Source organism: Dactylosporangium sp. CA-139114, from assembly GCF_050955725.1.
In the GTDB taxonomy this organism is placed as follows: Bacteria; Actinomycetota; Actinomycetes; order Mycobacteriales; family Micromonosporaceae; genus Dactylosporangium.
This window is the reverse complement of record NZ_CP192080.1, coordinates 5,183,620-5,209,716: the sequence shown is the minus strand read 5'-3', so window position 1 is coordinate 5,209,716 and position 26,097 is coordinate 5,183,620. Positions and strand designations below refer to the sequence as shown.

16 protein-coding genes and 3 rRNA genes are annotated in these 26,097 nt (G+C 71.7%); 8 read left to right on the top strand and 11 right to left on the bottom strand.

The features are described from left to right. Window positions 1-169 precede the first annotated feature (169 nt). Window positions 170-721 carry a dihydrofolate reductase family protein gene (locus ACQP2P_RS22960; RefSeq protein WP_433603959.1) on the top strand — a complete coding sequence of 184 codons (552 nt, stop codon included), beginning with the start codon at window positions 170-172 and terminating at the stop codon, window positions 719-721. Here ACQP2P_RS22960 and ACQP2P_RS22955 read toward each other — a convergent pair. The 4 genes from ACQP2P_RS22955 to ACQP2P_RS22940 form a co-directional block, all read right to left on the bottom strand. Continuing rightward, window positions 690-3,983: an AfsR/SARP family transcriptional regulator gene (locus ACQP2P_RS22955; protein WP_433603957.1), complete on the bottom strand. Its 3,294-nt coding sequence runs from the start codon at window positions 3,981-3,983 to the stop codon at window positions 690-692. The two genes, ACQP2P_RS22960 and ACQP2P_RS22955, sit on opposite strands and share 32 nt — an antisense overlap. A 707-nt stretch (window positions 3,984-4,690) precedes the next feature. Beyond that, window positions 4,691-4,807, bottom strand: a 5S ribosomal RNA gene (rrf, locus tag ACQP2P_RS22950). Between the two features lie 111 nt (window positions 4,808-4,918). Continuing rightward, window positions 4,919-8,026: ribosomal RNA gene (locus tag ACQP2P_RS22945) — 23S ribosomal RNA — on the bottom strand. 344 nt (window positions 8,027-8,370) lie between these two features. Next, a 16S ribosomal RNA gene (locus ACQP2P_RS22940) occupies window positions 8,371-9,885 on the bottom strand. Together the 16S, 23S and 5S rRNA genes form the textbook arrangement of a ribosomal RNA operon. Before the next feature lie 628 nt (window positions 9,886-10,513). Between ACQP2P_RS22940 and ACQP2P_RS22935 the strand changes: the two genes are divergently transcribed. Next, a complete protein-coding gene (locus ACQP2P_RS22935) occupies window positions 10,514-11,263 on the top strand; it encodes an alpha/beta fold hydrolase (protein ID WP_433603956.1) in 750 nt (249 codons plus the stop codon). Between the two features lie 437 nt (window positions 11,264-11,700). Here the strand turns inward: ACQP2P_RS22935 and ACQP2P_RS22930 are convergent, their stop codons facing one another. Together ACQP2P_RS22930 and ACQP2P_RS22925 are read right to left on the bottom strand one after the other, a co-directional pair. Then, window positions 11,701-12,399 (bottom strand): DUF6193 family natural product biosynthesis protein, encoded by a 699-nt coding sequence (locus ACQP2P_RS22930; RefSeq protein WP_433603955.1) that lies wholly within the window; start codon window positions 12,397-12,399, stop codon window positions 11,701-11,703. 328 nt (window positions 12,400-12,727) lie between these two features. Further along, window positions 12,728-13,513 (bottom strand): class I SAM-dependent methyltransferase, encoded by a 786-nt coding sequence (locus ACQP2P_RS22925; RefSeq protein ID WP_433603954.1) that lies wholly within the window; start codon window positions 13,511-13,513, stop codon window positions 12,728-12,730. A gap of 229 nt (window positions 13,514-13,742) precedes the next feature. Between ACQP2P_RS22925 and ACQP2P_RS22920 the strand changes: the two genes are divergently transcribed. Further along, window positions 13,743-15,023, top strand: coding sequence for an MFS transporter (locus ACQP2P_RS22920; protein ID WP_433603953.1), 1,281 nt, complete (start codon window positions 13,743-13,745; stop codon window positions 15,021-15,023). On the opposite strand, the gene ACQP2P_RS22915 is transcribed toward ACQP2P_RS22920, so the two are convergent. Then, on the bottom strand, window positions 14,996-15,481 hold the full coding sequence (locus tag ACQP2P_RS22915) for a hypothetical protein (RefSeq protein WP_433603952.1): 486 nt from the start codon (window positions 15,479-15,481) through the stop codon (window positions 14,996-14,998). The two genes, ACQP2P_RS22920 and ACQP2P_RS22915, sit on opposite strands and share 28 nt — an antisense overlap. A gap of 92 nt (window positions 15,482-15,573) precedes the next feature. On the opposite strand from ACQP2P_RS22915, the gene ACQP2P_RS22910 reads away from it, so the two are divergent. Beyond that, entirely contained in the window at window positions 15,574-17,625 is a 2,052-nt protein-coding gene (locus ACQP2P_RS22910; protein WP_433603951.1) for a hypothetical protein, read from the top strand. Here ACQP2P_RS22910 and ACQP2P_RS22905 read toward each other — a convergent pair. Then, the gene (locus ACQP2P_RS22905) at window positions 17,619-18,647 is read right to left on the bottom strand and encodes a hypothetical protein (RefSeq protein ID WP_433603950.1); all 1,029 of its coding nucleotides are present in this window, start codon (window positions 18,645-18,647) and stop codon (window positions 17,619-17,621) included. The genes ACQP2P_RS22910 and ACQP2P_RS22905 overlap by 7 nt on opposite strands. Window positions 18,648-18,711: 64 nt before the next feature. Here ACQP2P_RS22905 and ACQP2P_RS22900 point away from each other — a divergent pair, with 64 nt between their 5' ends. Further along, entirely contained in the window at window positions 18,712-19,062 is a 351-nt protein-coding gene (locus ACQP2P_RS22900) for a TolB family protein (protein ID WP_433603949.1), read from the top strand. A gap of 150 nt (window positions 19,063-19,212) precedes the next feature. Here ACQP2P_RS22900 and ACQP2P_RS22895 read toward each other — a convergent pair whose 3' ends face one another. Then, complete coding sequence (locus ACQP2P_RS22895) at window positions 19,213-20,352, bottom strand: carboxylate-amine ligase (protein ID WP_433603948.1); 1,140 nt, start codon at window positions 20,350-20,352, stop codon at window positions 19,213-19,215. Then, window positions 20,349-21,329: a methyltransferase gene (locus ACQP2P_RS22890; RefSeq protein WP_433603947.1), complete on the bottom strand. Its 981-nt coding sequence runs from the start codon at window positions 21,327-21,329 to the stop codon at window positions 20,349-20,351. The genes ACQP2P_RS22895 and ACQP2P_RS22890 overlap by 4 nt, the downstream gene beginning before the upstream one ends. Before the next feature lie 61 nt (window positions 21,330-21,390). Between ACQP2P_RS22890 and ACQP2P_RS22885 the strand changes: the two genes are divergently transcribed. Then, window positions 21,391-22,398, top strand: a complete 1,008-nt coding sequence (locus ACQP2P_RS22885; protein WP_433603946.1) for an iron-containing redox enzyme family protein — start codon at window positions 21,391-21,393, stop codon at window positions 22,396-22,398. On the opposite strand, the gene ACQP2P_RS22880 is transcribed toward ACQP2P_RS22885, so the two are convergent. Beyond that, a complete protein-coding gene (locus ACQP2P_RS22880) occupies window positions 22,350-22,580 on the bottom strand; it encodes a CDGSH iron-sulfur domain-containing protein (RefSeq protein WP_433603945.1) in 231 nt (76 codons plus the stop codon). The genes ACQP2P_RS22885 and ACQP2P_RS22880 overlap by 49 nt on opposite strands. A 119-nt stretch (window positions 22,581-22,699) precedes the next feature. Between ACQP2P_RS22880 and ACQP2P_RS22875 the strand changes: the two genes are divergently transcribed. Both ACQP2P_RS22875 and ACQP2P_RS22870 read left to right on the top strand, forming a co-directional pair. After that, complete coding sequence (locus ACQP2P_RS22875) at window positions 22,700-24,571, top strand: acyltransferase family protein (RefSeq protein ID WP_433603944.1); 1,872 nt, start codon at window positions 22,700-22,702, stop codon at window positions 24,569-24,571. A gap of 73 nt (window positions 24,572-24,644) precedes the next feature. Next, entirely contained in the window at window positions 24,645-26,093 is a 1,449-nt protein-coding gene (locus tag ACQP2P_RS22870; protein WP_433603943.1) for a GGDEF domain-containing protein, read from the top strand. The last annotated feature ends 4 nt before the right edge of the window (window positions 26,094-26,097 follow it).

Below are 26,097 nucleotides of genomic sequence, written 5' to 3'. Positions count from 1 at the left end.
GGGCGTCTTCGGGGGCGTCTTCGCCTTTCGTCCCCCTCGGGCGCGCCTTCGCTTTCGCCCCTTCGGGCGTGCTTTCGCCCCGTAAGGCCGATCGAAAGGAATTCGTAAGGCCGTTGCGGCAAGGTCGTTGGTGTCAGACGCACACGGGCACGACACCAAGGAGCATTCGATGCGCAAGCTGGTCAACTCGACGTACATCACCCTCGACGGCGTCATCGAGAACCCGATGTGGACGATGCCCTACTTCGACGCCGAGGCCCAGGCCTTGGCGGGGCAGCTCACCGAGAACGCCGACGCGATGCTCATGGGCCGCGTGACCTACGACGGCATGTCGGTGGCGTGGCCGGCGCGGGACGAGAGCGACCCGACCACCGGCGCCGCCTACTTCAACAACGTGAAGAAATACGTCGCCTCCACCACGCTGACCGACCCGACCTGGAACAACACCGAGGTGCTGCAGGGCGACCTCGTGGAGGCGGTGCGCGCGCTCAAGGAGGTCGACGGCAAGGGCATCATCCAATACGGCTACGGCTCCGTCACGGCCCAGCTCGTCAAGGCCGGGCTCGTCGACGAGGTGCACTTCTGGATTCACCCGGTGCTGGTCGGCGGCCCGAGCCTGACCGCGCAGCTGACCGACTTCGCGGCCTCGTTCGAGCTGGCCGGCACCCGGACCCACAAGAGCGGCGTGATCATCGCGACCTACGTTCCCGTGCGAGCATGACGTCCGCCTCGCCGCCCTCGGCGTGCAGCGCCTTGAAGCGCTGTGCGCCGAGGGTGGCGAGCAGGCGTTGCGTCACCCGTTCGATCTCGTCGCGCTCGGCGGGGGCCGCCGCGACGCCGTGCGTTTCGCGGGACTTGGCGGCGGCGCCGAGGAGCCGGGCCGCGTCCTCGTCCGCGGCGGTGACGGCGGCCAGGCCCTCCACGGCGACGATGGCGTCGCGGGGTGCCCCCATCGCGTCGGCGGCGTCGAGCGCCTCCAGGTGCAGGGCGCGGGCCTCGTCCGGCTCGCCGCGCTGCTCGGCGGCGTAGCCGAGCTCGACCAGCACCATCGGCAGATACAGCGCGGGCTGGGGCTCCCCGCGGCCCTGGTCGGCCAGGCGGCCCAGGTGCACGTCGGCCTCGTCCAGCCGGCCGGCGCGGCGGGCGGCGATGCCGAGGCCGAGCTCGGCGAAGACCACGGCGGCCGGGTTGCCCTGCTCACGCGCCCGGGCGAGGGCGCGCTCCCCGAGCTCGCGGGCGGTTGCGTAGTCGCGGGTCTGCACGGCGAGCCAGGCCAGCCAGGAGAGCTTGCTCGCCACCTCGGGCCAGAGCGCGAGCTCCTCGGCCCAGCGCAGCCCCTCGCGGTGCAGGGCCGCGGCCCGCTCGTGCTCGCCGCGCATGTCGGCGAGGCCGCCGACCCAGTTCGTGGCCTGCAGGCGGCCCCAGCGGTCGCCGAGCTCGGCGAAGAGCGCGGCGGCGCGGGTGCCGTAGTGCTCGAGCGAGTCGAGGTCGCCGGCGGCGTGCGCGAATGTCGCCCGCGTGACCGACGTCGCCGCCTCGACCCAGGGATCGTCCCCGCCGACCGGCAGCACCTCGTCGGCCAGGGCCAGGTCGCCGCGCTCGAACACGGCGTTGGCCACGAACCAGCGGGCCACGCCCGGCGCGCCGTCAAGCGCGGCCCGCACGTCCCGCGCGACGACGGGCGCGCCGAGCAGCAGCGCGAAGCCCAGCTTCCACGGCCCCCCGGCGACGGGACCGAACGCCCGCCGCGCCTCGGTCAGCCGGCCGCGCAGGAACCAGTACCAGCTCAGCGCCGCCGGCAGCCGCGGGTCGCCCCCCGTCCGCTCCAGGGCGCGACCGAGGTTCGCCGACTCGGCGTCGAGGACCGCCAGCCAGTGCTGCTGCTCGGGGCCGCGCAGGTGCGGGTCGGCCCGCTCGGCGAGGGCGGTGTAGTAGGCGGCGTGCCGGTCGCGGATCTCGCCGCCCTCGCCATCGCCTTCATCACTGTCCCCACCAGCGCCTTTGCCACCGGCCCCGCCAGCACCTTTGCCACCGTCTCCGGCTGCGCCGCTGCCGTCGCCGAACCGGTCGGCGGCAAGGCGGTCGGCGGCGAACGCGGCCACCGACTCGAGCAGGCGATAGCGCGGGCCTTCGTCTACGACGACCAGCGAGCGATCGACCAGCCGGGCGAGCAGGTCGAGGTCGGTGCCGCAGACCTGCTCGGCCGCCTCCGGGGTGCAGCCGTCGGCGAACACCGAGAGCCGGGCCAGGACCCGCCGCTCCTCGGCGTCGAGCAGGTCCCAGCTCCAGGCGATGACGGCGGCGAGGGTGCGCTGCCGCTCGGGCACGTCCCGCTGCTGCGTGGCGAGCAGCGCGAACCGGTTGTCGAGGCGCTCCACCACGCCGTGCAGGCCGAGCGCCCGCACCCGGGTCGCGGCCAGCTCCAGGGCGAGGGGCAGCCCGTCGAGGCGCCGGCACAGCCGGGCCACCTCGGGCGCGGTGCGCTCGTCCAGGCGGAACGTGCGCTGCTGGGCCGCGGCACGGGCAGCGAACAGGCGGGCGGCCGCGGAGCGCCGGACCGCGTCGAGGTCGTGCTCGTTCTCCGGGAGCGTCAGCGGCGGTACGTCCCACACGCACTCCCCACCGATGCCCAACGGCTCCCGGCTGGTCGCGAACACCCGGACGCCGGGCGCGCCGCGCAGCAGCCGACCGGCGAGCGCCGCGGCCGGGGCGATGACGTGCTCGCAGTTGTCGAGCACGACGGTCACGGCGCGCGGCCCGAGCGCGGCCAGCAGGCGATCGTCGGCGCTCAGCTCCGCACCCGCCGCCTCCAGCACGCCGAGCGCGGCCAGCACCCGCTCCGCGATGTCGCCGCCGGCCGGGACGGGCGCCAGCTCGACGAAGACGACATCGTCCGGGTCCAGGCCGCGGACGGCCTCGGTGGCGAGGCGGGTCTTGCCCACGCCGCCGGGCCCGACAAGCGTGACGAGGCGCTGCCGGGCGAGCAGGGGCCGCAGCTCGGCAAGCGCCTCGGCCCGGCCGACGAGCTCGTCCAGCCGCGCGGGGAGGGCATTGCGGATCAGCGCCGCCGGTGGCTTCACCTCCGGTCCCTTCCCCGCCTTCCCGGTCGGGCCCGTCGCCTCCGGGCTCGCTGCCGGGGCCGGCGCCTTCCCCGCTTTCCCGGTCGGGTCCGCCGCGTCCGGGCCCGATGCGGCCGGTAGCTTCGCCTCCGGCGCCATCCCCGCCTTCCCGGTCGGGTCCGCCGCGTCCCGGCCCGATGCCGGGGCCAGCGCCGCATCGTGGCCGAGGATCTGCCGGTGGATCGTGACCAGCTCGGGCCCCGGGTCGAGGCCGAGCTCCTCCGCGAGCCGGTCGCGCAGCTCGGCATAGCTGTCGAGGGCCTCGGCGGGGCGGCCGGCCGCGTACAGGGCCCGCAGCTGCAGCGCGCGAAGCCGCTCGCGCAGCGGGTGCCGGGCGACGAGCCCCGCCAGATCGGCGGCGACGAGGTCCGGCTCCCCACGGACCAGCCGGGCCTCGGCGAGCCGCTCGTGCACGGCGAGGCGCTGCTGCGCCAGCCGCTCGACCTCCGCGCGTACGAACTCCTCATCGGCCATGTCCGCGTACGGCTCGCCCCGCCAGAGCGCGAGCGCCGCCGTGAGGTCCGCGACGTCGTCGGAGCCGGCGAGCACGCCGAACCGGTCGGCGTCGACGGCATCGGTGCGCAGCAGGTAGCCCGGCGCCCTCGACTCGACCAGGCCGCGGGCGCCCGGCTCGGCGTCGTTGAGCGCCTTGCGCAGCTGGGAAACCCGCACCTGCAACGCGCCGGCCGGGTTCGCGGGCGGGTCATCGCCCCAGAGGTCGTCGATGAGCCGGTCAGCGGACACGACGCGGTTGCGGTGCAGCAGCAGGTCGGCGAGCAGGACGCGCACCTTGATCCCGGGCACGACGACGGCCTCGCCGGCGTCGGTGGTCACGGCGAGCGGCCCGAGCACCCCGAACTGCATCGCGCGCCAGCCTACGACCTCCGCCGCCTCCGCTCAGACCGGACCGACCGACCGTAACGTCGTGCGACCGCCCGCCGACCGACCCGCGGCTCGCGCTCACGTGCAAGCGTCCGCCAACCGACCCGCGGCTCGCCGCTCATGTGTGTCTCGGTGCGGGCCGGTCCGCAACTCGCCGCTCACATGTGCGTACGCCAAACCGACCCGCACCTCGCCGCTCACGTGTGTCTCGGTGCGGACCGGTCCGCGGCTCGCTGGGCCGGTCACCCGTTCGCGGAATCCGCCACGGTCGGCCGCTCGCCACGGTCACGCTCGCGGAGTCCGCGGCCGCTGGGCCGCTTGCCTCGGTCGCGCTCGCAAATCCGCCGCCGCCGGGCCGCACGCCTCGGTCACGCTCGCGGAATCCGCCGCCGCTGGGCCGATCCCCGCCGCCGACACAATTCGGCCGCTGCCCGCGATCCCGGAACGGACGGCCACCGGTCGCTTGGGCGCGCCGCAATTCTCCAACGGTCAATCGCCCGACTCCGCCAAGTCTCTGCTCGAACCCCGCTCCCGGAGCACCGCGGTGCTTTGCCGCGCTGCTCAGCCGGGTGCCGCACAAACGCAAAAAGCCGGCCTCGCGTCAGCGGGGCCGGCTCAACACATTGGCGTCGTGTCCAGGAAACGCTTCAGGGGCCCACCATGATCGGTGGGCCCCTGAAGGAACGTTAGTCCGGCGGCGTCCTACTCTCCCACACTCTCTCGGGTGCAGTACCATCGGCGCTGGAGGGCTTAGCTTCCGGGTTCGGAATGGGACCGGGCGTTTCCCCTCCGCTATGGCCGCCGTAACACTATGAACCTGTCAACCCCGCACACCCAGACGGTCTCCCGCCATTGGGGTGCGTCCGGTGTTGGTTCAGAATCACACAGTGGATGCAAGTCTTTACAGCTTGATGTTGTAGGTCAAGTCCTCGGCCTATTAGTACCGGTCAGCTCAAACCTGTTACCAGGCTTCCACTTCCGGCCTATCAACCCAGTGGTCTCGCTGGGGGCCTTAACCCTCAAGGGGTGGGATACCTCATCTCGAAGCGAGCTTCCCGCTTAGATGCTTTCAGCGGTTATCCCTTCCGAACGTAGCCAACCAGCCGTGCTCTTGGCAGAACAACTGGCACACCAGAGGTTCGTCCGTCCCGGTCCTCTCGTACTAGGGACAGCCCTTCTCAAGTATCCTACGCGCGCGGCGGATAGGGACCGAACTGTCTCACGACGTTCTAAACCCAGCTCGCGTACCGCTTTAATGGGCGAACAGCCCAACCCTTGGGACCTACTCCAGCCCCAGGATGCGACGAGCCGACATCGAGGTGCCAAACCATCCCGTCGATATGGACTCTTGGGGAAGATCAGCCTGTTATCCCCGGGGTACCTTTTATCCGTTGAGCGACACCGCTTCCACCTGCCAGTGCCGGATCACTAGTCCCGACTTTCGTCCCTGCTCGACCTGTCAGTCTCACAGTCAAGCCCCCTTGTGCACTTGCACTCAACACCTGATTGCCAACCAGGCTGAGGGAACCTTTGGGCGCCTCCGTTACATTTTAGGAGGCAACCGCCCCAGTTAAACTACCCACCAGACACTGTCCCTGAACCGGCTCACGGTCCAAGGTTAGATACCCAAATCCAACAGAGTGGTATTTCAAGCTTGCCTCCACCCCCACTGGCGTGAGGGTTTCATAGGCTCCCACCTATCCTACACAATCGAATTCGAGTACCAATGTCAAGCTATAGTGAAGGTCCCGGGGTCTTTCCGTCCTGCCGCGCGTAACGAGCATCTTTACTCGTAGTGCAATTTCGCCGGGCCTGTGGTTGAGACAGTGGGGAAGTCGTTACGCCATTCGTGCAGGTCGGAACTTACCCGACAAGGAATTTCGCTACCTTAGGATGGTTATAGTTACCACCGCCGTTTACTGGCGCTTAAGTTCTCCGCTTCGCCCCGAAGGACTAACAGGTCCCCTTAACGTTCCAGCACCGGGCAGGCGTCAGTCCATATACGTCGTCTTACGACTTAGCATGGACCTGTGTTTTTAGTAAACAGTCGCTTCCCCCTGGTCTCTGCGGCCACCAACCGCTCCACCAGCATGTGGTCTCACCATCGGTGGCCCCCCTTCTCCCGAAGTTACGGGGGCAATTTGCCGAGTTCCTTAACCACAGTTCGCCCGATCGCCTCGGTATTCTCTACCTGACCACCTGTGTCGGTTTGGGGTACGGGCCGCTCGAAACTCGCTAGAGGCTTTTCTCGGCAGCATGGGATCACTGGCTTCACCTGAAACGGCTCCGCTTCACGCCTCACCCTCATGTGCTGCGGATTTGCCTACAGCACGGGCTACACGCTTGCCCCGGCACAACCACCGGCCGGGCCCAGCTACCCTCCTGCGTCACCCCATCGCTTGCCTACTACCACCCGAGTTCCGAAACGCCGGCCATCCCCCCGAAAGGTTCAGACCATTGTGACGTTAGTACAAGCAGGTTCAGCATGGACGCTTCTACGCGGGTACGGGAATATCAACCCGTTGTCCATCGACTACGCCTCTCGGCCTCGCCTTAGGCCCCGACTCACCCAGGGCGGATTAGCCTGGCCCTGGAACCCTTGGTCATCCGGCGGCAGGGTTTCTCACCCTGCTTTCGCTACTCATGCCTGCATTCTCACTCGCGTCACCTCCACGGCTGGATCACTCCGCCGCTTCACCGGTGACACGACGCTCCCCTACCCATCCACACACCTGGACCACAAAGGCCTGGTACACGTGTGAATGCCACAGCTTCGGCGGTGTGCTTGAGCCCCGCTACATTGTCGGCGCGGAACCACTTGACCAGTGAGCTATTACGCACTCTTTCAAGGGTGGCTGCTTCTAAGCCAACCTCCTGGTTGTCTATGCGACCCCACATCCTTTACCACTTAGCACACGCTTAGGGGCCTTAGCTGGTGATCTGGGCTGTTTCCCTCTCGACTACGAAGCTTATCCCCCGCAGTCTCACTGCCACGCTCTCACTTACCGGCATTCGGAGTTTGGTTGACTTCAGTAAGCTTGTGGGCCCCCTAGGCCATCCAGTGCTCTACCTCCGGCAAGAAACACATGACGCTGCACCTAAATGCATTTCGGGGAGAACCAGCTATCACGGAGTTTGATTGGCCTTTCACCCCTAACCACAGATCATCCCCCAACTTTTCAACGTTGGTGGGTTCGGCCCTCCACGCGGTCTTACCCGCGCTTCAGCCTGCCCATGGCTAGATCACTCCGCTTCGGGTCTAGGACACGCGACTGAACGCCCTATTCAGACTCGCTTTCGCTACGGCTCCCCCACACGGGTTAACCTCGCCACGTATCACTAACTCGCAGGCTCATTCTTCAAAAGGCACGCCGTCACCCCCGACATAAAGCCAGGACGCTCCGACGGATTGTAGGCGCACGGTTTCAGGTACTATTTCACTCCCCTCCCGGGGTACTTTTCACCTTTCCCTCACGGTACTCGTCCGCTATCGGTCACCAGGGAGTATTTAGGCTTACCAAGTGGTCCTGGCAGATTCACGGCAGATTACAGGAGTCCGCCGCTACTCGGGAACACGCCAACACAGACCGCAAGTTTTCGCCTACCGGACTCTCACCGTCTACGGTGCCGCTTTCCAGCGGACTTCGACTAACCCACGATTTTCTGACTGTGCCACCAGCCGGCAGACCAGTGCAGACGCGCCCCACAACCCCAGACATGCAACCCCTGCCGGGTATCACACATGCCTGGTTTAGCCTCATCCGCTTTCGCTCGCCACTACTCACGGAATCACAATTGTTTTCTCTTCCTGCGGGTACTGAGATGTTTCACTTCCCCGCGTTCCCTCTACCTGCCCTATGTGTTCAGGCAGGAGTGACACCACATGACTGGTGCCGGGTTCCCCCATTCGGACACCCTGGGATCACAGCTCGGTTGACAGCTCCCCCAGGCCTATCGCGGCCTCCCACGTCCTTCATCGGCTCCTGGTGCCAAGGCATCCACCGTACGCCCTCAGCAACTTGACCACAAAGCAATAAAGATGCTCGCATCCACTGTGCAATTCTCAACCAACACCAAACCCTGAACGTTGTATCAGCCCAAGCCTCCGGCCACCCACGACCGCGGTCCTCGGAACCGTCCAGGATCCATGTCCGAAACAAACCGTTGGTTGTTTCAGGACCCAACAGGGTGCCTATACTCCCCAGCCGCCGCACCAACCACGCGTTCCACGCCACATCACTGCAGCAGTACTAACGAGCCGGCCGTTGCCAACCAGGAATGTCGCCAGTGTCTCCGCCATTGAGCACCCCACCAGCACACTCGGCTGGCGCGGGCTCCTTACAGTCTTTCGACCGAAGGTGCTCCTTAGAAAGGAGGTGATCCAGCCGCACCTTCCGGTACGGCTACCTTGTTACGACTTCGTCCCAATCGCCAGCCCCACCTTCGACGGCTCCCTCCACAAGGGTTGGGCCACCGGCTTCGGGTGTTGCCGACTTTCGTGACGTGACGGGCGGTGTGTACAAGGCCCGGGAACGTATTCACCGCAGCGTTGCTGATCTGCGATTACTAGCGACTCCGACTTCACGGGGTCGAGTTGCAGACCCCGATCCGAACTGAGACCGGCTTTTTGGGATTCGCTCCACCTCACGGTATCGCAGCCCTTTGTACCGGCCATTGTAGCATGCGTGAAGCCCTGGACATAAGGGGCATGATGACTTGACGTCATCCCCACCTTCCTCCGAGTTGACCCCGGCAGTCTTCGATGAGTCCCCGGCCGAACCGCTGGCAACATCGAACAAGGGTTGCGCTCGTTGCGGGACTTAACCCAACATCTCACGACACGAGCTGACGACAGCCATGCACCACCTGTGAACGGCCCCGAAGGACCCGGCATCTCTGCCGGATTACCGTACATGTCAAACCCAGGTAAGGTTCTTCGCGTTGCATCGAATTAATCCGCATGCTCCGCCGCTTGTGCGGGCCCCCGTCAATTCCTTTGAGTTTTAGCCTTGCGGCCGTACTCCCCAGGCGGGGCGCTTAATGCGTTAGCTGCGGCACAGAGAACCGGAGAGGCCCCCCACACCTAGCGCCCAACGTTTACAGCGTGGACTACCAGGGTATCTAATCCTGTTCGCTCCCCACGCTTTCGCTCCTCAGCGTCAGTATCGGCCCAGAGACCCGCCTTCGCCACCGGTGTTCCTCCTGATATCTGCGCATTTCACCGCTACACCAGGAATTCCAGTCTCCCCTACCGAACTCAAGCCTGCCCGTATCAGCTGCAAGCCCACAGTTGAGCTGCGGGTTTTCACAGCTGACGCAACAAGCCGCCTACGAGCTCTTTACGCCCAATAAATCCGGACAACGCTCGCGCCCTACGTCTTACCGCGGCTGCTGGCACGTAGTTGGCCGGCGCTTCTTCTCCAGGTACCGTCACTTGCGCTTCGTCCCTGTCGAAAGAGGTTTACAACCCGAAGGCCTTCATCCCTCACGCGGCGTCGCTGCATCAGGCTTCCGCCCATTGTGCAATATTCCCCACTGCTGCCTCCCGTAGGAGTCTGGGCCGTGTCTCAGTCCCAGTGTGGCCGGTCGCCCTCTCAGGCCGGCTACCCGTCGTCGCCTTGGTAGGCCATCACCCCACCAACAAGCTGATAGGCCGCGAGCCCATCCCAAGCCGAAAAACTTTCCACACCCCACGATGCCGTAGGGCATGAATATTCGGTATTAGCCCCCGTTTCCGAGGGTTATCCCAAAGCCTGGGGCAGGTTACTCACGTGTTACTCACCCGTTCGCCGCTCGAGTACCCCGAAGGGCCTTTCCGCTCGACTTGCATGTGTTAAGCACGCCGCCAGCGTTCGTCCTGAGCCAGGATCAAACTCTCCAACAAAACCTACGTTGGTGAATCAATCACCCGGCAACAAACATGTTGTCACCAAAGGAATCCCAGACACGCAACACACTCCCGAAGAAGCGCGCCCATGCCACGGGGTAAAAATCATTTGGCACTGGCTTAACAAGCACCCTGTTGAGTTCTCAAACAACCAACACACACCGCCGAGCCGCACCGTTTCCAGCACCGCCCGCCCGGGGCATTTCGTACCATTCTAGTCTAGCATGTCCGCTTCGTTGTGTCAAGTCCGTCTTACGGGACTTTGTCCAGTTTCACGAACGCACAACAACCCTTCCGGATACCCGGCCGAGTGTCGTAGGCTGTCGGCAAGACGTCCGCTGCGGCTCACTCTCGCGACCCGCGGTCTTCGTCCGTTTCCCTGCCGAGGAAGAACCTTACCCGCTCCTCGGCCAACATCCAAATCGGGTCTGTCGGCCCGCAACGCGACTGGCGCTCCGGTCGCATACGACCGTGCGCCGGACGGCCCGCGATTCGTCGTTTTCCCAGCGTCCCGGCCACGCGCGTGCCGGTAGGCGCTCCCCCCGCCGGCAAGAGGCTGCCTCACCGGACGCTGCCGAAAGCGGATGTGAAGGAGACCGTAAGCGCGCTCGGCGATGGTGTGGGCATGAAGATGTACTTCGAAGACCACGGCCCCCTCGACACCCGCCCGCTCGTGCTCGTGCACGGCGCGCTCTCGGGCATCGGCACCTCCTTCGGCTTGCTGCTGCCACTCCTGGCCAAGTCCCGTCGCGTGATCGCGGTCGAGTTGCAGGCCCACGGCCGCACCCCCGACATCGACCGGCCACTGACTGTCGAGCACTTCGCCACCGACATCGTCGAACTGCTCGACCGGCTCGGCGTGGAGCGAGCCGACGTGCTCGGGTGGAGCATGGGCGGCGCCGTCGCCCTGCGGCTCGGCACCCACCACCCGGAGCGCGTCCACCGACTGGTCCTGGCGTCGATGAGCTTCCGCAACGGCGGCGTGCACCCGGGCCTGCTCGACGGCATCGCGGACCTGCAGCCGGAGCACCTGCACGGTTCGGAGTTCCACCAGGAATACGTGCACACCGCCCCGGACCCGGCCGGTTGGACCAACCTGGTGACGAAGGTGAAGGTCCTCGACGCCAACCTGCCGCAGTGGACACCGGAGCAGATCCGCGAGCTGACGGCCCCGACGATGGTCATCATCGCCGACTCGGACATCATCCAGCCCGAACACGCGGTGGAGCTGTTCCGCCTGCTCGGCGGCGGCGTGGCTGGGGACCTGACCGGCCTGCCCACTTGCCGCCTGGCGATCCTGCCCGGCACGACCCACGCGACGGTGCCGCAGCGCGCGGACTGGATCGCCCCGATGGTGGACGAGTTCCTGAGCTGAGCCCCACCCGGCATCGATCCGCTGCCCCGCACCCGCCCCATCCCGCGCTCCTGGCACCACGGGGACCACCGCGCATTGCCGCCCCGGCGCCTGGGACGCCCGGCCACCACACACACCACCCCGCGCTCCCGCCCGGCCACCGCACACAACCACCGCACGCCTGGCACCACACACAACCACCGCACGCCTGGCACCACACACGACCACCGCGTGCGGCACCACCGGGACCACCCCGCGCTGCGCCTGGCACTGCCCACACCGTCGCGGCGGGGCCCACCGACGGGGGCTGGCTTCCGGGCGGCGCGGGATGATGACCTGGCCAGCATGCCCGCCTGCTCGCGGTTCGGCCGTCTACCACGCAGACCGCACTTTCGTCGCACGGCAGCCGCAGCCTCTGATCGCTGGCGAGTCCCTGGGCCGAGTCGAGGAGGTCCTGTCTACTCAGTGCCGGCGGTGACCGGGCCCAGGTCGGGCGGGAGCTGGCGGACGGCGATCGCCACGGCGTGCTCCGCGGTCGTGCTCTCGCCGAACACGTCGCCGAGGTAGCGGGAGCGGACCACGAAGGCGTCCTCGGCCTCGGCCCACAGGCTCAGACCCACGTCGCGCAGGAAAGGACGGGTGGTGGACGAGAACTTCAGGACCCAGTGACTGGTGTAGGGGTACAGGCGGCGCAGTGCCGGCTCCGCGTAGGCGGCCTCGGTGATCAGGCGGAGGCGGGGCAGGCCGGCGCCGGCCATCTCGATGCGTACCGCCTGCCACTCGGACTCGGTCAGGGCCGCCGGGTCGCCGTCCGGCACCTCGAAGCGGCCGGTGGGCTCCATGAAGGGGGCGCGCTCGCAGATGACGGACAGCGGCGTGCCGTCGCGCCAGTCCTCGGCGACCACGACGACCTCGCGAAGGTCGTGGGTGTAGCCGGCGATGAGCGGCAGATGCTGGTACGGCTCCCCGCCGACGACGGAGAACTTGCGCTCGTGCTGGAACGCGCTGACCTCGAGGCCGTTGCGATGCCGGACAAGGGTCGCGACCGTCGCGCGGTGCAGTGGGTTGCGTTCATCCGCGACGGCGTCCAGGCCGTGCTCGCGCAACAGCTCCGCAAGACCGCCCGCGGCCACGACGTCCGGGTAGAACTCGCTCATGCCGCGACCGTATCCGGCGGGGGCCGCCGCGCCACCATCGCAACGCTTTCGCGCCGCGACAGATCACGCCCGCGCGTCAACACACCGGCGCCAGCGCCCTCCCGGCGCCCGGCGACCGCAGCCGGCGGGCGGGGGTACGCACGGCCGCTTCGACGCGCGACCAGCGGACCGCCCAAGCCGGACAAGCCAGAGAAGCCGAGCGAGCCGGAGAAACCGGACAAACCGGAGGAGGCGGACGAGCCCGAGGAAACGAGCGAGCCGGACAAGGCGAACGAGCCGAACGAGACGGACGAGACGGACGAGCCGAGCGCCCCGGTGTCGGTGGGCGTCAGCGGTCGCCCCAGGCCAGCAGCGCTGCGGTCGGCAGGATCAGGTCGCCGTTGTGCAGGAAGGGGGTCGCCAGCCGCTCGTACTCGTGGCGGGCCCTTGTGCGGGTCTGGTCGTCCCGGCGGGCCAGGGCCTCGCCCAGGGCGCCCATGCCGTTGGCCGGCCCGATCCACCACGACTCGAGGTCGGTGTGATGGCTCCACTCGATGGTTCGGCTGCTCACGTTGCGCAGGCCCGCCTGTGACAACAGTCCCGCCACGCCGTCGGGGGTTCGCGGGAAGTTCAGGGCGTCGGGGATGATCGACGGGGCGGGCTCGATGTCCAGTGCGGCCAGAATGTCGTTCCAGAGCTGCTGCAGGGGCGGGGCCGGGCGGGGCCAGACGGTGATCGCCACGCGGCCGCCCGGTTTCGTGACGCGGGCCAGGTCGGCGACGGCGGCGGCCGGGTCGGGGACGTGGTTGACGACGAAATTGGCGACCACGGCGTCGAAGGCGGCGTCGGCGAACGGCAGGTCGGGCAGGCGGCCGAGGCGCACGTCGGCCTCGGGTACCGACTCGGCCGCCAGGGCGACCATGCTCGGCTCGGCGTCGGCCGCGGTGACCTTTGCGCCTCGGGCGATCGCCAGGGCGGCTACCGTGCCGCTGCCGGTGCCCGCGTCCAGCAGCGTCAGGCCGGCAGTCACGCCCGCGGCCTCCAGCAGGGGTGCGGCGGTGTGTGCGCAGAGGTGGGCGTAGCTGTCCGCGAATGCCGTCGCGCGGCCGGTCCACTTCGCCGCTGCGTCAGCCATGCCGAACAGCGTATGCCCGGCCGCGGACACAGGTGCCCCGAGACCCGCCGCAAGCGAGCGACACCACCCCGAAAGCGGCGCTCCCGAATCCACCGCGAGCGAGCGGCGGCACACCGAGAAGAGCGCGCGCAGGACGGTGCGGAGCGCGCGCCGGCACAAGGTGCCCAGTGGAGAGCACGAACGAGGAATTCGGGTGCCGGGGCGGGAAGTGGTCGTTACGCTGCCCGCCGTGTTGAAACGGCTGCGGCATCTCCGCATGGACCTCCGGCCCCTGCGGCGTCGCGACTTCCGGCTGCTCATGGCCAGCGGCGCGATCACGATGTTCGGCAGCTTCATCACCGTCGTGGCGGTACCGTTCCAGCTCAAGCAGCTCACCGGCTCCTACGTCGCGGTCGGGGCGGTCGGCGTCGTCGAGCTGGTGCCGATGGTGCTCAGCGGCCTCTGGGGCGGAGCGATCGCCGACGCGGCCGATCGGCGCAACGTGGTGCTGATCTGCGAGTTCGCGATGGCGCTGTGCACCGCGGCGCTGCTGGTCAACGCGATGATGCCGCATCCGGCGGTGTGGCCGCTGTACGTCGTGGCGGGCTCCGTCGCCGCGCTCGACGGGCTCCAGCGGCCCTCCCTCGACGCGATGACGCCCCGGCTGGTGCCCCGCGACGAGCAGACCGCGGCGAACGCGATCTCCAGTGTGCGCTGGCAGATCGGTGCCGTGGGCGGGCCGGCGGTCGGCGGGGTGCTGGTCGCGCTGGCCGGCGTCCGGCTCGCGTACGCCGTGGACGTGCTCACGTTCCTGCTCTCGATCGGGCTGCTGTGGGCGCTGCGCCCGGTGCCGCCCTCGGCCGAGGCCGAGCGCCCGAGCCTGCGCGGGATCGCGCGCGGGGCGCGGTACGCGTGGTCCCGCCCGGAGCTGCTGGGCACCTACTTCGTCGACATCGCGGCGATGTTCCTGGCGATGCCGGTCGCGCTGTACCCGTTCGTCGCCGACGAGCTCCACGCGCGCTGGGCGCTCGGGCTGCTGTACGCCTGCATCCCGATCGGCGCGATGCTGGTCTCGCTCACGAGCGGGTGGGCGTCGCGGGTGCACCGCCACGGGCTCATGGTGCTCATCGCGGCCGCGGTGTGGGGGCTCGCCGTCGCCGGTTTCGGGCTCGCCCCGAACATCGGGATCGCGATCGCGCTGCTCATCGTGGCCGGCGGGGCGGACATGGTCAGCGGCCTGTTCCGCTCGACGATCTGGAACCAGACCATCCCCGACCACCTGCGCGGGCGGCTGGCCGGGATCGAGCTGCTGTCGTACTCGATCGGCCCGACCGCCGGCCAGCTGCGCGCCGGGCTCATGGCGGGCGCGGTCGGGCTGCGGGGGGCGATCGCGGCCGGGGGGCTGCTCTGCACCGGCGCCGTTGCCCTGTGCACGGTGTTCATGCCCGGTTTCACCCGGTACGACGAGCGGACGTCGCCGCATGCCCAGGCGGCGCGGGACGGTCAGGAGCTCCAGCCGGCCGCGCCGTAGCACGACGTGGTGACGACCCCGTCGCTGACCGTGAAGTCGAGCACGCTGCCGGCGCCGCCGACCTGCACCGTCCAGGCACCGCCGGCGCTGGGGGTGCCGAGGACGCGGACGCGATACCCGTCGATGCCGGCGTCGGCCAGCCGACGGTAGTCGCGCTCGCTCAGCCCCGCCTTGAGCAGGCCCAGCACGGCGGCGCGCGGCACGGCGCCGAGCGAGTGCAGCGACAGCCCGGGGCTGGCCAGCGCCGATCGCTGGTCCTCGTCGAGGGCGCCCATCAGGGCCTTCGTGGCGTCGAGCACGTCCCCGGGCGCCGCGCTCGTGCCCGGCATCGGCGCGGCGCAGGCGCTCACGTTCGCCGCCGGGGTCGTGGTGGGCGCGGCCGCCCCGGTGCCGTGCTCCGGGGCGCAGGCGGTCACGATCGCCAGGGTCAGACCGAGCACGAGCCAGGAACTACGCACAAATCGCCACTTTAGCCCCCGCATCGCCGCCGCGTCCTGCGCGACCGTCCTGGGCGGGCAACCGCGCGCGGGCCTTGATCGTCTGGAACGTCATGGAACGCCGTCAGCGCATGGTGGACTTCGCGTGGATCGACGGGCTGGTGCGGCGCGAGGGGCCGGCGGCCGCGGAGGCCGCGCTCGCGAACGTCGCCGGGGCCGAGGCGGCGGCGCTGCGTGGCGTGCTCGCCCGCCATGCGCACCTGCTGCAGCCGCTCGAGCCGGCGCACTCGGTCACCGACACGCTGATCGGGCAGGCTCGGGCCGTACCGGAGCTGCGGGAGGCCGCCGACGACTTCGCCGCCTCCCGGGAGCGCGGCGGCGCCCGGCTCGTCCAGACGGTCCGGCGGCCCGAGTCGCCCGCCCCGCGCCGGGTCATCGCCGCCGGTGGGCCCATCACCGGGGTCGCGCTCGCGCCGGACGGGTCGTGGCTCGCCACCGGCGGGAGCCGGCGGCCGCTGGAGGTGTGGGACGTCGCCACCGGGCTCCGGCGTCCCCTGCCCGCCGCCGCGACCGGTCTGAGCCGCCTCGCCGTCGCGCCCGACGGGACGTGGCTGGCCGGGGTCGGCGAGGACCGCGTCGTGCGCCTCGTCGACGTGCGCTCCGGGCGGGTCCGCGGGGAGCTGCCCGCGGTGTTCCACTGGCCGCAGTCGATGACCGTCGGTCCGGACGGGGACTGGCTCGCCGTGGCGCGCTGGGACGGCGTGTACCGCTGGGACGTGCGGGCCGGCCGGGAGCTGCCGGCGCACCGGTACCCGTGGCCGCTCAACGCCGCCGCGCTCGCCCCCGACGGTCGCTGGATCGCCGCGGCGTACCGCGACAACGGGGTGCGCGTCGAGCTGCGCGACACCGGCTCCGGCGCCACCCGGGCGCTGCTGCGCGGGCCCGGCGCGACCGTGCGCCGCATCGCGGTCGCGCCGGGCGGCGGGTGGCTGGCCGCCGGTACGAGCGAGGGAACGGTGGTGATGTGGAACGTCGGCGGGGCTGAGCCGCGCGCGGTGCTGCGCGGGCACATGGGCGCGGTCAGCGATGTCGCGGTCGCACCGGACGGCGGCTGGCTGGCCAGCACCTCGCACGACCGGACGCTGCGGCTCTGGGACGGCCGTACGGGGCGCTGCCGGGCGGTGGTGCGCGTGCCCGGCTTCGGGCTCAGCCGCGTGCGCATCGGCCCCGCCGGCGACTGGCTCGCCGTGGTCGCGGTGCAGGACCCGGCGGTGCGGATCTGGGACGTGGCCGACCTGCTCGCCGGGGCCGGCGGCGACGAGGCCCCCGAGCGGATCGCGGGCCTGGTCGCGGGGGCCGACCAGGTCTGGGCCGGCACGCAGGTCCGCGACGCCGACACCGGCAAGCTCGTGCACACGCTGGAGGCCCGGGAGCCGGTGCGGGCCCTGGTCGCCGCGCCCGACGGGTCCTGGTACGCCGGCAGCGAGCACGGCGCCGTGCGCGTCTGGGACACGGGCGGGGATCCGCCGCGCACGCTGCCGGACGCGGCGGGTGACACGACCCGGCCGCGGGCGGCGTCGCGGGACGGGCGGCTGCTCGCCGCGATCGCCGATGCCGTCGTGGTCGTCTGGCGCGTCACGACCGGCAAGGTGCTGTGCCGCGTGCGCGTCAACTGCAAGCAGGTGCACGGCCTGGCCTTCGGCGCCGACGGCAGATGGCTCGCGCTGGCCTGTTCCGACGGGCGGCTGCGCATCGTCGACGTCGCGACCGGCCGCAACCGGCGGGTCATCCGCGCCCATCCGCACGCCGTGGCCGCCATCGCCGTGGCGCCCGACGGGACGTGGCTGGCCACCGCGGGCTGGGACCGCACCGTGCGCACCTGGGACGCCCGCACCGGCAAGCCGCGCACGGTGCTGTTCGGGCTGACCGACTGGCCGGCCACGGTGGCGATCGCACCGGACGGCGAGTGGATCGCGGCGGGCGGTCACGGCGGCGTCCTGCACGTGTGGGAGGTGCGCACCGGCGAGCTGAGCGCGTCGGCACGGGTCGACGCCCGGCTGCTCAACGGCTGCCGCTGGTCCGGCGACGGCGGCGCCCTGAGCGCGGCCGGCGGCGGCGAGTCGTACGTGTTCGCCTTCCGCCCGCCGCCGCGGCCGGCTCAGTAGCCGATCGCGGCCGCGGCCACCGAGCGCAGCGGCGCCGCCTCGGCGGCCGGCAGGTAGAGGTCGGCGAGGTCCCGGGGCGAGTCCTGGAACACGATGCCGCAGAGCGTCACCGCGTCCAGGTACCGCGCGGCGTCGGTCGGGTGCTTGCCGTCCGCGACGATGAGGTAGGACGTGCCGCGCCCGGCGATGACGGTCTCGAACTCGTCGCCGATCGGGGCGAGCAGGTTCGGCAGGTCCAGCGCGGCGGAGAGGTCCGCGTAGTGCTCGTCGATCGCGGCCTTCGCCGCGGCGCGGGACGGGAACGGGGCCGGGTCGGCCAGCGCCCAGTTCTTGAACAGGACCACGCGGCCGCCCGGCTTCAGCACCCGCCGCAGCGCCGGGGCGTAGGTGTGCAGCAGCGTGTCCGTCGCCGCCCCCGGGTTCGTGGCGACCAGCGTGCTGTACTCCTGCAGCACAACGTAGTCGTAGCGTCGCGCCGCGGTTATCGCGCTCGCGACGAGCCCGTCGTTCCAGGTCTGTCGCAGCGTGTAACCGGAGTGCAGGACCTCGGTGACGTCGATCGGCCGGCCGGCGGCGGCCGCGAGCCGGCGCACCAGGGCGGGCGTGTTCTCGCCGGTGGCCCTCGTGTAGCTGCCCAGCAGGCTGTTGCCCACGAACAGCACGCTGACCGGGGCGCGGGCGGCGGGCGCGGTGGTGACCGAGTAGTGGATCGCTTCCTCGTCGTCGGTCACCGTGTACTCACCCGGCGTGCTCGGCAGCGCCACGTCCGCGTGGTCGTCCGTGCGCAGCGCAAGGCGGCGGCCGGCCAGCCGGGTGAGGTCGATGACCGTGCCGTCGGTGAGCGGGCTCAGGCCGAGCACCGGGCGGCCGGTCGCCTCGTCGACGACCGCGACACCGTTGACGAGCGCGCCGGCCGCGGGGATCTCGGCCGCGACCCTCGGGGCGGCCCAGCCCAGGCCGGCCGCGACCGCCACGGCGAGGGTCAGCACGGCGGCGATCCACAGGCGGTGACGGTACGGCATCCTGTGGTGACTCCTCGCGCACATGACGGACGGCTTGGCCCACCCAGGTTCGCCATCACGCAGCGTGGTGTCAATCGATCGCCCGGCCACGCCGCGTCACCCGGGTGCCGGACAGGACGACGTCAGCCGCCAGCCCACCCTCTCCCCCGACCACACCCAGATCGCCTACGTCCGCAACGACACCATCTGGGTCATGCACACCGACGGCACCGACCAGCACCAGATCAGCGACCGCACCGGCACCAACCCCACCTGGGACCCCAGCGGCGTCCGCATCACCTACACCGCCACCTCCTGCACCGGCACCCCCGGCACCTTCCGCACCGGCACCGACGGCACCACCCCCTCCGAGCCCCTCACCCCCACCGCCTGCGCGACCCAGGACGCCCCGCTCGTCGGCTACATCACCGGCTGACCGCCTCCGGCTCGCCCGCGCTCGTGCAGACCGCGGGCACGCTGCCGGTGGTGCTGCCGGCGCTGCCCGCCGGGGTACGAGGAGATCGACCTGCGGGTGCGGGCGCTGTGGGAGCGTCCCCCACCGTGGTGCACCTGTTGCCGGCCGACGTCAGCCGCTGACCGTCGCCTCCGCGAGCGCGGCGAGCGCGCCGGGCAGGCCGTGCGCGGCGGCGGCGCGGCGCTGACGGTCGGCGCCGGTGCCGTGCTCGCGCAGGCGGGCCAGGCCCGCCTCGACGTCGGGCCGGTCGCCGTGGCGGTCCAGGGCGTCGCCGACGGTCGCCACGAGGTCGCCGATCAGGTCCCAGGCCGGGCGGGGCGCGTGGGTGCGCAGGTCGAGCAGCGTCCCGCCGAGGCCCGCGCGGGCGGCGTTCCAGTGCGCGGCGCGCAGCAGGTGCTCCGGTGGCACCAGGGGCTCGCGGTCCGCGGCGATGTCGGCGATGGCGGTGGCCACCAGGGCCCGGGCGAGGCCGGCCACGACGACGGTCTCGGCGGCCGTCGGGCCCACGTCGGCCACGCGGATCTCCACCGTCGGGTAGCGCGACGACGGCCGCGCCCACCACAGCACCATCGACGCGTCGAGCATCACGCCGGTCGCGACGAGCTCCCCGACGACCCGCTCGTAGTGGGCGGAGGAGTCCAGGTACGGCGCCGGGCCGAGGCTCGGCCAGCGTTCCAGGGCGATCCCGCGCCAGCTCGCGTGGCCGGTGTCGGCGCCCGCGCTGAACGGGGAGTTCGCGGTGAGGGCCTGCAGCGCCGGCAGCCAGGGCCGGATCGCGTTGCACACCTGGATGGCGAGCTCCCGGTCGGGCACGCCGACGTGGACGTGGAAGCCGCACAGGGCCGGGTCATGGGCGATGGGGCCGTAGTGGCGGGCGATCGCGCGGAAGCGCGGGGTGTCCACGACCTCGAGGTCGGGCTCGCCGACCGGGGTCGCGCCCACCGCGACGAGCCGCGCGCCGACGGACTCGGCGGCCGCCCCGGCGGCGGACCGGTTCTGCCGCAGCGTGCCCTGCAGCTCCCGCAGTCGCGTGCAGACCGGGCTCACCATCTCCAGCATGCTGCTGCGGAACTCGACCCGGCTGCGCTCGCGCAGGTCGGCCGGCAGGGCGTCGCGGGCGGCGGCGGCCAGCGGCGCGTTCTGCCACGAGTGCGGTTCGAGCAGGAGGAACTCCTCCTCGACGCCGACGGTCAGGGTGGGCTCGGCCAGGCTCCGGGCGACCTCGGCCGGGCTCAGGGCGGTCAGCGTCATCGGCTCGCCCCCGCCGGGCGCGTCGCGGTCAGCACGGCGATGGCGATGCGGTCGGCGTGGCGGTACGCGGGCTCCTGCAGGTTCTCGCCGTAGACGTCGGGGTCGATCTCGCGGTACGTCCAGCGCATCCCGGTGCCGGCCAGCCGCTCGGTCACCGCGTCGAGCAGCGGGTCGCGGCCGGCGGTGACGCCCGTGCCGCTCAGCAGCACCAGCGACCCGCCCGGGGCGAGGCGGTGCACGGCCGTGTCGAGCACCGCGAGGGGCAGGTCGTGGCCGTGCGGGCCGCCGCCGTCGCGGTAGGCGCGGCCCTCCGGGTCGATCATGAACGGCGGGTTGGACACGATGAGGTCGAAGGCGCCGGAGACGTTGGCGAGCAGGTCGCTGGCGCAGGCACGGACGTTGCCGAGCCCGGCCAGGGCGGCATTGACGCGGGCGTAGCGCAGCGCCGTCGGGTTGATGTCGACCGCGACCACCTCGGCGCCGGGGAGCCGCTTGGCGACCGCGACGGCGACGGCCCCGCTGCCGGTGCCGATGTCGGCGACCCGGGCCAGCGGTTCCGCCCGCTCGGCCGCGCGCTCGTGCAGGTGCGCGAGCACGGCGTCGACGGTGCGATGGGTGTCGGGGCCGAAGAACACCGCGTCGGGCCCGGCCGCCGGGAAGGCCGAGTGGACGAACAGCTCCCCGTCGTAGGCGGAGACCCGGATCGTGCTGTGCCAGCCGTCACGCTCGCACCGCAGCACACCGGCGGCGTCCAGCAGCGCCACGACGTCGGCGGGCAGGGCGGCGCGGTCGAACGGGCGGCTCCAGCCGAGCACGTCGGTGAGGCTGTGCCCGCGGGCGTTGCCGGGGCGCCGGTTGACCCGCTCGTGCGTGGCCGGCGTCACCGTCGTGAAGCGGTACCCGGCGGCCTTCAGGCGGTCCCCGAGCCGCCGCAGCGCCGCGTCGGCGTCCGGCGGGGCCACGATCGTGGAGGTCATGGCCTGCCGAGTTCCCCGAATTCTCATGCTTAACCGAAGTTTGCGCGGGAAGAGATCACCCATGCAGCTACCGCAGCCCCGCGGGCCGGTGTCGGCAGCCCTCGCCGACGCGCTCGCCGGTCACCCGCGTGACATCCCCCTCATCGAGCCGAGCGACGACGAGGACCTGCAGCTCGTGCTGCACATCGGCTACGAGCTGCACTACCGTGGCTTCGACGGCGTCGACGACGCGTGGGAGTGGCAGCCGTCGCGGATCGCGCTGCACCAGGCGGCCGAGCGCTGCTTCGAGGCCGAGCTGCGCCGGCTGGTGCCGATGCCCGATCCCGTGCCGCCCGCCGAGGTGCCGCGCGCGCTGGGCGCCGTCCTGGCGGCCGACGACGGGCCGCCGCTGTCGAAGTACCTCGCCGGCCGCGCCACGCTCGAGCAGTACCGCGAGTTCGTCAAGCACCGCTCGATCTACCACCAGCGCGAGGCCGATCCGCACACGTGGGCGATCCCGCGGCTCGGCGGGCGGGCGAAGGCGGCCCTGGTGGAGGTGCAGGCCGACGAGTACGGCGGCGGCCGCGTCGAGCGCATGCACGCCGAGCTGTTCCGGGGCACCATGCGCGAGCTCGGGCTCGACGACACGTACGGTGCCTACCTCGACGCCGCCCCGGCCGCCACCCTGGCGGTCAACAACCTCATGTCGCTGTTCGGCCTGCACCGGCGGCTGCTGGGGGCGATCCTGGGGCACCTGGCGATCTACGAGATGACCTCGTCGCTGCCCAACCGCCGCTACGGCAACGGGCTGCGCCGGCTCGGCTTCGGCCCGGCCGCCACCCGCTTCTACGACGAGCACGTCGAGGCCGACGCGGTGCACGAGCAGATCGCCGCGCACGACCTGTGCGGCTCCTACTGCGCCGACCGGCCGGAGCAGTCCTCGCTGGTGCTCTTCGGGGCCGCGTGCGCCCTCGCCCTCGACGCGCGCTTCGCCGGCCACCTGCTGACGCGCTGGGCGGCCGGCGAGTCCTCGCTGCGGGCTCAGGCCGACGCGATCGGCCGGCCGCTGGTCGGGGCGCTCGGGGCGTGAAATCCCACCACCTTGTGCGTACCGTCACAAAACGGCTTGATCGCCGACCGGCCGCACCGGCACAGCGCGACGGTCCGCCGTCCCGGGTCGATGACCTCTCCGTCCTGGGTCGTCAGCGTGAAGGTGCCGCGCAGCAGCAGCGGCCCGTCCTCGCAGGGCGTCACGGTGGCGATCTCATCCATACGGATGCTGTGCCCGCCTCACCCGCGGCCAAACGACGCCGCGCCGGGCGCCCGCCCGGGGCCACGGGCTAGCCCGGCCGTCAGGTTTCGCGGCCCCGGCCCGGGGCACCGGCCGCCGCGTGTCGCTGCGCTACCAGCCGTCCCTGGACGGGCTGCGGGCCGTCGCACTCGGCGGAGTCCTGCTGGCCCACGGGCTGCCCGGGGTGCTGCCCGGCGGGTTCCTGGGCGTCGACGTGTTCTTCGTGCTCTCCGGCTACCTGATCACGTCGCTGCTGCTCGCCGAGCACGACGCCACCGGCCGCATCCGGCTCGGCGCGTTCTGGCGGCGCCGCGCCCGGCGGCTGCTGCCCGCGCTCGTGCTCGTCGTCGCGTTCGTGGCGGTGGCCGGGCCGCGGCTGCTGCCCGCGCAGGACCCCGGGCCGCTGCGCCTCGACGCCCTCTCCGCGCTCACCTACTGGGCGAACTGGCGCATGATCTACCGCGGCGGCGACTACTTCACCCAGACCGCCGCCGCCTCGCCGCTGCAGCACACCTGGTCGCTCGGCATCGAGGAGCAGTTCTACCTGCTGTGGCCGCTGCTGCTCCTCGTCGCCTTCGCCCGGCCCCGCCCGCGCCGGTGGATCGGCGCCGGCTGCCTGCTCGGGGCGGCCGGGTCCGCGGTGGCGGCCGCGCTGCTCTACGACCCGCTCGCCCCGGACCGCGTCTACTTCGGCACCGACACCAGAGCGGGCGCCCTGCTCATCGGCGCCGCCCTCGCCGCGGCGCCTTCCGCGCTCCTCGGCCGCCGCTCGCTCGCGATCGCCGGGGCGCTGGTGCTCGTCGCGGCCGCGCTGCTCGTCCACGGTGACACCGCCGCGCTCTACCGGGGCGGCTTCGCCCTGGTCGCCCTCGCCGCCGCGGCGGTGGTCGCCGCACCCGCCCGCCTCCTCGCCGCCGCGCCGCTGCGCTGGGCCGGCCGGATCTCCTACGGCGGCTATCTGTGGCACTGGCCGCTGTTCGCCGTCCTCGACGCTGGCCGGACGGGGCTGACGGGGGCCGGGCTGTTCGCCGTGCGGGCCGCCGCCACGCTCGCCGCGGCCGCCGTGAGTTTCCACCTCGTCGAGCAGCCCATCCGCGGCCGGTCCGCGCGGCCGGCCATCGCCACGGCCACGGTGACGGCCGCCGTCGCCGCCCTCGCCGTCGCCCTCGCCGCCGCGGCCACCGGGCCCGGCCCGGCCGCGGTGCCGCCGGTCCCCGCCGCGCCCGCGGCGGTGACCGTGCCGGCCACGCCGGCCGCCCCGCCCACGACCCCGCCGGTCCGGCGGGCCGGGCGGCGCCCGGGGCCGCCGCGGGTGACCGTCATCGGCGACTCGGTGTCGTGGACCCTCGGCGCCTACTGGCCCGGCGTCCCCGAGTTCACGCTGAGCAACCAGGGCGTGCAGGGCTGCGGCATCGCGGTGCTGCCCGAGATCCGCTACGCCGGCGCCTTGCACACCAACCTGCCCTACTGCACCACGTGGGAGTCGCGCTGGGGCAGCTCCGTCGCCGCCGACGACCCGGACGTCGTGGTGATCCTGCTGGACCGCTGGGAGCTCATGGACCGCCGGCTCGACGGCCGCTGGACCCACGTCGGGGAGCCCGGCTACGACGCCTACCTCGCCGGCCAGCTCGGCCGCGCGATCGGCCTGGCCGCCGCGCACGGCGCCCGCGTCGCGCTGCTGAGCGCGCCGTACACCCACCGCGAGGAGCGCCCCGACGGCGGCCTGTGGCCGGAGGACGAGCCCGCGCGCGTCGACGCCTGGAACCGGCTGCTCGGCGCGGCCGCCGCGAACGACCCGGCCCACCCGGTCGTGCTGGACCTCAACCGGCTCCTGTGCCCGGCCGGCGCGTTCGCCTGGTCGGTGGGCGGCGTCCGGGTGCGCAGCGACGGGCTGCATCTCACCCCGGACGGCGTCCGCCAGGTCGTCGCCCCGTGGCTGGCCCCGCAGCTGGCCCGGCTCGCCGGCACGTGACGGACCCGGGCCGTGCCGGGTTCGCACCGGGCGCGCAACGCAGCATCGCGGACCGCGTGCCGAAGGTATGGCCGTGCAAGCGGTACGCAGTCGGCTGGCCTCGGCCTACCTCGCCCTCGCCGGGCTGATCCTGGCGGGGTTCCTGGTGGTGCCCGACGGCAGCCTGGCCCAGACGATATGGCAGGTCGCGTGCGGCTGGCTCGGCGCCGGGGCGATCGTCGTCGGCGTCCGGCGGCACCGGCCCGCCGCCCCGGCCGCGTGGTGGCTCGTCGCCGCCGGCGTGGCCGGCAACGCCAGTGGCATCGGCGTGGAGGCGATCCTCACCCGGACCATGGCGGACCCGGGCTTTCCCTCGTGGGCGGACGCGGCCTACCTGTCGCTGTACCCGTTCGCCGCGGCCGGCATGCTCCTGCTCATCCGGCGCCGCAGCCCGCTGCGCAACTGGTCCACCGTCGCCGACGCCGGGACGCTGACCACCGGCCTCGGCCTGCTCGCGTGGATCTTCATGGTGAAACCGGCGGCGTCCGACCCCGACATCGGGCTGCTCGGGCACGTCGTCAGCGTCGCCTACCCGGTCGGCGACATCGTGCTGCTGGCCATGACGGTGCGGCTGCTGCTCGACGGCGCGGCGCACAACACGTCGTTCCGGCTGCTCGGCACCGCCCTGATCGCCTTCCTCGCCGGGGACACCGCGTGGGTCGTGGTCAACCAGCTCGCCCTGGAGCCCGGCCCGATGGCGCACAAGCTGCTCGGCGTCGTGTACCTGGCCGGGTTCCTCGCCTTCGGCGCCACGGCGCTGCACCCGGGCGTGCGCACCATCGCCCGCCCGGCCCCGCCGCGGCCGGTGCGGCCCAGCCGGCGCATGCTCGCCGTGCTGGCCGCGACCTCGCTCGTCGGCCCCGCACTGCTGCTCACCGAGGCGCTGACCGGCGAGGTCACCGATGCCGTGGCCATAGCGCTCGGCTGCGCGGCGCTGTTCCTGCTCGTCGTGACCCGCATGTCGCAGCTGCTCACCCAGCTCGACGTGCAGTCGCAGAAGGTCCGCGAGCTCGCCGTCACCGACGAGCTCACGGGGCTGGCGAACCGGCGGGCCTGGAACGCCGAGGTGCCGCGCGCCGTCGAGCGCGCGCGCCGGGCCGGGACGCCGCTCGCCGTCGCGCTCGTCGACCTCGACCACTTCAAGCGGTTCAACGACAGCTACGGCCACCCCGCCGGCGACCGGCTGCTCAAGGAGGCGGCGGCCGCCTGGCAGCACCACCTGCGCGCGGCCGACCTGCTCGCCCGCTACGGCGGCGAGGAGTTCGTCGTGCTGCTGCCCGACACCTCGGCGGAGGAGGCCGGGCGCGTGCTGGAGCGCATGCGCGAGGCGACGCCGCTGGGCCAGACGTTCTCGGCGGGCATCGCGATGCTGGCCGGCGGCGAGGGCTCGGACGAGCTCGTCGCCCGGGCCGACGCCGCCCTCTACGCGGCCAAGCGGGCCGGGCGGGACCGGGTCGCGCTCGCGGCGGGCCGGGCGGGCTGACCGC

Bases quoted from the DNA above. Each gene is read 5' to 3' on its own strand.
- ACQP2P_RS22890 (WP_433603947.1), bottom strand. From the start codon at position 21,329: ATGACCTCCACGATCGTGGCCCCGCCGGACGCCGACGCGGCGCTGCGG.
- ACQP2P_RS22935 (WP_433603956.1), top strand. From the start codon at position 10,514: ATGAAGATGTACTTCGAAGACCACGGCCCCCTCGACACCCGCCCGCTC.
- ACQP2P_RS22895 (WP_433603948.1), bottom strand. From the start codon at position 20,352: ATGACGCTGACCGCCCTGAGCCCGGCCGAGGTCGCCCGGAGCCTGGCC.
- ACQP2P_RS22930 (WP_433603955.1), bottom strand. From the start codon at position 12,399: ATGAGCGAGTTCTACCCGGACGTCGTGGCCGCGGGCGGTCTTGCGGAG.
- ACQP2P_RS22910 (WP_433603951.1), top strand. From the start codon at position 15,574: ATGGAACGCCGTCAGCGCATGGTGGACTTCGCGTGGATCGACGGGCTG.
- ACQP2P_RS22925 (WP_433603954.1), bottom strand. From the start codon at position 13,513: ATGGCTGACGCAGCGGCGAAGTGGACCGGCCGCGCGACGGCATTCGCG.
- ACQP2P_RS22905 (WP_433603950.1), bottom strand. From the start codon at position 18,647: ATGCCGTACCGTCACCGCCTGTGGATCGCCGCCGTGCTGACCCTCGCC.
- ACQP2P_RS22960 (WP_433603959.1), top strand. From the start codon at position 170: ATGCGCAAGCTGGTCAACTCGACGTACATCACCCTCGACGGCGTCATC.
- ACQP2P_RS22880 (WP_433603945.1), bottom strand. From the start codon at position 22,580: ATGGATGAGATCGCCACCGTGACGCCCTGCGAGGACGGGCCGCTGCTG.
- ACQP2P_RS22885 (WP_433603946.1), top strand. From the start codon at position 21,391: ATGCAGCTACCGCAGCCCCGCGGGCCGGTGTCGGCAGCCCTCGCCGAC.
- ACQP2P_RS22955 (WP_433603957.1), bottom strand. From the start codon at position 3,983: ATGCAGTTCGGGGTGCTCGGGCCGCTCGCCGTGACCACCGACGCCGGC.